A 6,116-nucleotide genomic window follows, 5' to 3' on the forward strand; every position below is an offset into this window, starting at 1 on the left:
GAATCGAAAGATTCATAAAAAACGTCATCCTTTCTAGTTAGCTTTTTAGAAAGAATAACGTTTTTTTACACTTGGGGGTAGTCTAGATTCTTAAGTTGATGGGCATGGGGTCACAGCATTAACTATGGGATTATTAGGTGCAGGGATTCTACCGAGTAATTCATATGCAGATGAAGGAAATATTACTAAAGTACAATCAATTTCATCTAACAAACTTACAGAAGGACGCGTATTGAATTATATTAATACTAAAGAAAGTAATGAATTGCTGACTGATAAGGAAGTCAAATCAATTAAACTATGTGATTTAAATGCTATATATCAAGAAGTGAAAAACATTACTGCCAGTAAATCTGAAGACGAACTAAATCGAATTGTAGCTGAAAAGATTAAAAATAATCAATCAGTATCACTTCGCTCCGCATATTCATTTCAAATACCTGGATTCGGAACATTAACTGATGCTGAAGTTGATTTGGCTAAGAAAAATCCATTCGAATTTGTAACTTATGGGGCTTGTTCCGTTCTAGCGAAGACAACTTCAGAGAAATACTACACCAACTCAACTCTTTATCAAGGAAATGGTGATGCTTTTAGGCACTCTTTTTGGAATGCAGCCCTTGCTAAAGAATTAGGTGCTATTAAAGGTCGTGATGTGGGTGTTGCAAGAGCAAAAGTTTGGACAGATGCCCATGAGCAATATTCTAATGGCGTTGATAAGGAAATGGACTTGTATAATAATGAAGTTGGTAGAACGATTGCTTACAACAATTATTCCTGGAGTATTAATCAATATAGTAGTCACATAAGAAATGAAGTTGCAAATGGTTCAATGGTTAGAATTGTTGAAGACAAACTAGTTAGAACAAATGGCGATCTTTAATAAGATATCTTAATAAAAAGAAGTTATACTGCATAAATGTGTTTTTTCTTTCGTATAAGGAAAAATCAATATAAGAGAATTCATATAAAATAATACCTTATAGAAAATGAGAATAATCTATAGGGTATTTTTAATATAAAGAGAGAATAGTTGGAATAAGTGAAGATAGAAGGGTGTAATTAATATTCTAAAAAACAAACAACAAGTTCGCACGAAATACCAATTTTACGAAGAATAAAGTAATTATATAAATATCTAATAACAGTATCTAGGGATTTCAAGCTCGTTAGCATGAATCTCCGCATATTGGTATGTGTCCATATAATTCATATTTTATATAGAAATTATTAAATACTAAATAACTTATTGCAAAATTTTATAGTAAATTACATTTAAATTTATAAAAGTTTTTCTTATGTTGATCTATTTAACTCCTTCTAATCATGATTAAATTAATCAATTCATTTTAGATAACGAATTTTAAACTGTTATCATATATTGATTTTTTGTATGAATTTATATATAAAAATTATTTTATTTTACATACATTTATATGTAGTTTTTGTACTGAATTTTATGGTCTTATACAAATTTATCACTTAGTTAGCTATAATTTTCATTTGACTAACTACACTATACCATTCAGTTTTGAACATATTTTAGTATTTCATAATTTAATTATGTAAATAAGTCTGTGTAAAAATTGAATTTAACGCGAACTTGTGTTCGTATTCTTTTTCTGTTATAGTATATATGAGGTGATTTTTATGGATTACAGCAAACAACGTCAAAAATCCGTACATCGTAAGAAATTATACGAGAATTTAAATGAAATGCCCTTTTACATAGTAGAATTTGTGGAGTACAAAGAATTGCATGATGCCTCTCCCTCCACCCTACTGAATTATGTATATGATTTTAGAGTCTTCTTTAATTGGCTATTATCTGAACGAATTATTGAATTTAAGCCCATTAAAGACATATCCTTCTCTGATTTGGAGAATTTAAAGAAAAAAGATGTTGAGAACTTTATGAGGTTTCTAAAACTACAACAAAACATGCAGAATTCCTCTGTTAACAGAAAAATTTCGGCCTTAAAATCTTTATTTAAGTACCTTACCTCCCTATCAGAGAATGAAGATGGAGAATGCTATTTTTATAGAAATGTAATGGCTAAAATAGAAATACATAAAGATAAAGAAACATTAAATGCTCGTGCAAAACGTATGAGATCTAAAATATTCCATAATGATGACGATCAAGAATTTTTGAATTACGTAAAGTATGAACATGAAAAATCTTTAACAAAACATCAGTTATTCTATTTCTTAAGAGATAAAGATCGTGATGTAGCTATCCTCTCCCTTTTTCTTGGTAGCGGTATTCGTGTAAGTGAATTGGCCGATCTTCGTATGGAAGATATAAACTTAAAAGAAAGACTGATTGATGTAATCCGAAAAGGAAACAAAGAAGATTCTGTATGGATTACACCAATTGCATTGAATGATTTAGAAAAGTATATGGAAATTAGAGATAACAAATATGCTCCAGGGAAAGAATTGAAAAATGTGTTTTTATCGAAATATAAACATACTGCACAACCTCTTTCAGTTAGAGCTATTCAAGATATAGTAGAAAAATATACTAAGGCCTATGGAAAAAGAATGTCTCCTCATAAATTAAGACATACATTGGCAAATAAGTTATACATGGAGGAGAAAGACTCGTTACAAGTGATGCAGCAACTTGGGCACACGAGTCAAGATACAGCTTTGTTATACACTCAACTTGGAGAAACAACTATTAAAGATAGTTTAGGAAGAATTGGAAAGAATAAAGAATAAAAGTTCAGCGATATATAATTGCTGAACTTTTATTCTTTTCCTTCTCCTTAATACATCGATTTGACTGCTATATATAATTAGCATAATAATTGATTTTATTATATAAAAAATACATAGTTTAAATTCTAATATAATCAGGATTTAAAAACTCTCTTGTTAGAAAAAATGAGATGAAATATGGAGGTCTAAATTCTCATAATTATTGATTACGTTAAATATATTTTTAACAAATGGTTGAGTATTTGTTTATGTAACTTCAAATGTTGAAATACATAAACAAAATAAGGAAAGTGATGTTACTTTTCCTATTTATTCTTTTTAACCTTGAGTTACTTCTATTAAATTAATAAGTATTACTAATTGCTGACAATCGACTTTTAATTTTCAAATTATTGTATTCGTTAAATCTGAATTTAACGAACAGTTGTAGGATGATGAAAGTATTCCCCTTCCCTCATGTAGTGTACAAATGTACAAAGACATGAAACTCTAAATTATTTAGACAAGAAAGTCTAAACTTTCATTTTTGGAACTTGATTGGACAAGAAAATCCAAACCAAAATTTTATAGCTATACAGAACTAAATACATGTAATCTTGTGTGAACCTATAGGTTTAAATACTAAGTTACTGTTATTAATAAAGAAAAGACATCCTAAGATGTCTTTCTACTCTGTAACAAATTTAAATACATAGTACATAAAAAATAGACAAGATAGATATGCTAGTCTGCCAGCAATTGATTCTCTCATAAATTTCATAAGTATGACTTTGATAAGCAATGCTAAGAATAAGGGTATAAACAGTACCATAGCAAGTTTGATCGCTATGTCATTTATTGTTGGATTAAATGGTTCAAAATCAATTATAATATTCACTTACCTTTCTCTAATCTGTTTATTTATATAATTTAATTATATAAATAATCTCACTAAAATGATACCATAAGGTTCCTTCCTCCAACTGAACCATATTAATTTTAACCGGTTCTGGTGCAAATATAGGACACATTACAAGAAACAATCAGGATTCCTACTGAAATTGTTCTTTTTTATCATATGCATGACTTCTACTCCTATATGATATTACCCTATATAACAAAAAAGCACCGCTATTGTAAAGTAATATAAAAGTTATTTAATATTGCCGCCATAAATACAATAGCCCTCTGTCTATGTAAATAGCAGAGGGCTATTAAAATCATTTATAAATCTATTTGTTTCATAGAGAATGGATTTTTTGGTGAATAATAATGTTGCTTCATTTGAGAGCCAAATAATGAAAATGACCCCTCATAATTAACATAACAAATAGGGTATTTGCATTTAAACTCCATAAAACTCAAATGTATTTTTTTCTAGACATATTGCTTCATCAGAATTTTTGATAATAATATCAAAACGCTGACTGTATGGATGCATAAACACTTTATACTGAATACGACGTTCTTCATGAGACCGCCTTAAATAATTGATATCGGCTCCCCTTTCAGCAATATCGCGGCTAGACCTTCTCATTAATTCCGTTTCATCATCTGTATAGAAGTAAATTTTTAAATCAAATAAATCGGGATTAATAAATGCGACACACATTCCTTCTACAATCGTCACTTTGTTTTTGGAAGAAATCAACTCGCTTTTCATATAATGCGTATCTATCGTATAAAAATCTAAGCCAGCTCTTACCATCTGAACATCTCTTTCTAAAGCAGACAAATGATGCGCTGATGGATGACAAGCCGTCATTTTATAATGATGAACTTTGGGTTGATTGGCATGTGTCTGTGCCCCTAATTTAAGATGATGTCGTACTTCCTCTTAAATCAGATCCGACTATACTTATTCTAACTTTCTACCTGTTAATAGACTCTACAACAGAACCCTAATTTGCAAGCTGGTGGAACAAATTGAAATATCATGCTTTCCCATCAAATAAAAAAAAGCAACAGTACTTTAAATTTAATTCTTAGGATATCGCTCTTTTACAAGTTCTTCGATGTTAATAGCTTTTTTAATCTCTTCTGATGATAACCAAGGTGTATATCTTGTTCCATTCTTATTGTCTAAATATATCTTAAATTTTTTATTATATAGTTCTTCTTTAAGGATTGTGGTTACCTTGATTAAATCTTTAATTACAAGGGGATTATTTTCAAATTCATTACTACTGGTATTAATAACTAAATACACCTTATATCCTCGAACATCCCCATCTTTCAAATTTGAATAAGTAATACCTTGCAATTCAAAATGATTGTTTTGAATTGCAATTAATCTCTCTTCTATTTTTGTATGATTTTTAATCCAATTTTCCAAATAAATGTCTATGGTATTGCCCATCGTTTTTTTCATTGTTAGTAACAGCTCTTCTTTTGTTATCATTTTTTGCACATTTTTAAAAGGTCCACCTAAAGATTTGCCATTATAATCCTTAATTTCAAGTTCTGTTATCTTTTTATTATTTTTCTGGATGAGTTGAAATAGAGTATATAAACGATCTAATTCTACTGATTCAAATTGGCTAAAGTCAATCTCGTTACTCATTTGCAAAGTTAATAATAATTCATTAGTTGGTTTTCCTTCATCTGATCTTCTATCCTCTGACAAATATTGAAGAGTGTTATCAGTTTTAGTTTCCACGTAACCTAACTTTTTTATTTCTTCTAGAGTTGGTTGGAATTTCTGATATGCCTCATATGTTTTTTTTCCATATTTGTATTCATCACTTTTTATGGATGAATAGAAGAGACCATCTACCTCTACTCGAAATTGAATATTTTTATTATTCTTTGCTTGCACAGTATGGTATGCATGTCCCATATTATTTTCATTTAAAGGGCTCATATGTGTTACAACAACATCGATTCCGTGTTTTTCTTTTATATATTTTTGTACCTCATCTTCATTAACTTGATTACAACCACTTAAAAATATGAAACATACTACTAGCAATATTACATTTTTCATGCTTTTCATATAAGCACTCCCTACGTAAGGTTAATTATTGAATATGCAGCACACTGCAAAGCACTCTTTCCTTAGTCGTATACTTCAACTTTTATATAGTGTGAATCTTAAATCATTTAAGTTCTTGACGTTCCCATCTATACTGCTTGGAACATTACTGTCTTAAATATATAACTTATTTGTTTTAAGGTCTTTCTCAGTTCTAAAAGCATATGGTTCATTGGGCAAATATCTAAATTGTACATTCATACCATGAGACCTATTTTACTATAAAATAATGAAAAAATACGCTATTCTTTCTGTAGAATCATAGGAAAGGATAACGCCTTTTTTACTTTATGGATAGTCCAAAACCTTAATTTTATAGCGATGTAGCGGTACCAAATATCCGTTTAATAATTATTTATGCTAACTTTATATATCT

At 29.2% G+C, this 6,116-nt stretch carries 4 protein-coding genes and 1 pseudogene; 2 read left to right on the forward strand and 3 right to left on the reverse strand.

Annotated features, from left to right (window positions below):
* Nucleotides 1-124: 124 nt before the first annotated feature.
* Nucleotides 125-883: a DUF6973 domain-containing protein gene (locus ACS2CR_RS33055; RefSeq protein ID WP_153603137.1), complete on the forward strand. Its 759-nt coding sequence runs from the start codon at nucleotides 125-127 to the stop codon at nucleotides 881-883.
* A 767-nt stretch (nucleotides 884-1,650) separates the two neighbouring features.
* Nucleotides 1,651-2,727, forward strand: a complete 1,077-nt coding sequence (xerS, locus tag ACS2CR_RS33060; protein ID WP_153603138.1) for a tyrosine recombinase XerS — start codon at nucleotides 1,651-1,653, stop codon at nucleotides 2,725-2,727.
* A gap of 667 nt (nucleotides 2,728-3,394) precedes the next feature.
* Here xerS and ACS2CR_RS33065 read toward each other — a convergent pair.
* From ACS2CR_RS33065 to ACS2CR_RS33075, 3 genes and pseudogenes are all read right to left on the reverse strand, one after another.
* The gene (locus ACS2CR_RS33065) at nucleotides 3,395-3,604 is read right to left on the reverse strand and encodes a hypothetical protein (RefSeq protein WP_309567947.1); all 210 of its coding nucleotides are present in this window, start codon (nucleotides 3,602-3,604) and stop codon (nucleotides 3,395-3,397) included.
* A 447-nt stretch (nucleotides 3,605-4,051) separates the two neighbouring features.
* Nucleotides 4,052-4,495, reverse strand: a pseudogene (locus tag ACS2CR_RS33070) (phosphoribulokinase); the annotation flags it as partial.
* Between the two features lie 189 nt (nucleotides 4,496-4,684).
* Entirely contained in the window at nucleotides 4,685-5,701 is a 1,017-nt protein-coding gene (locus ACS2CR_RS33075; RefSeq protein ID WP_153603139.1) for a hypothetical protein, read from the reverse strand.
* Between the last annotated feature and the right edge of the window lie 415 nt (nucleotides 5,702-6,116).

Origin of the sequence: Bacillus cereus group sp. BceL291, from assembly GCF_051776705.1 — a bacterium.
Taxonomy (GTDB): Bacteria; Bacillota; Bacilli; order Bacillales; family Bacillaceae_G; genus Bacillus_A; species Bacillus_A cereus.